This window comes from Corallococcus sp. AB038B (assembly GCF_003668955.1).
GTDB lineage: Bacteria > Myxococcota > Myxococcia > Myxococcales > Myxococcaceae > Corallococcus > Corallococcus exiguus.
The window spans coordinates 1-431 of the sequence record NZ_RAWO01000145.1 but is presented as its reverse complement, the minus strand read 5'-3'; the positions used below and the strand labels follow the sequence as shown (position 1 = coordinate 431).

Sequence of the window (431 nt, the reverse complement as noted above, 5' to 3'; positions counted from 1 at the left end):
ACCCCATTTTCAGGCCGTGTCAGCGTCGACCCGGATGGATTTGTCCGTCACGGCTGCATACGGACAGCAGGATTGCGACGGTGGAGTGATCGCGTGCAGCAGTGACTCTCTTCAACGAAAGGAGTGTTCCTGCTACACATCCAGACGCGCGGCGCTGTGGAGAACGCCGGCCGGGCGCTTCTTGGCATCGAAACCGTCCGCCTCACCGGAGGCATCGTGAACGGCCCCACCACGTACAAGGCAGAGCTCATCGACCGAGTCATCTTCTCCCGCTGGCAGAATCCTCCGACCAAGGAGGACGTCGCGGCGATGCTGGCTCAGATGGAGGAGGCCTCGACGCGGCTCAACTCGCGTCTCATCTACATTGGTTCCGTGAGCCCGAAGTCCAAGGTTCCCGACGCGAACGAGCGCACCATCCTCAACAACTTCCT

1 pseudogene is annotated in these 431 nt (G+C 61.3%); it reads left to right on the top strand.

Annotated features, from left to right (window positions below):
* Positions 1–123: 123 nt before the first annotated feature.
* A pseudogene (locus tag D7Y04_RS42815) lies at positions 124–431 on the top strand (hypothetical protein); the annotation flags it as partial.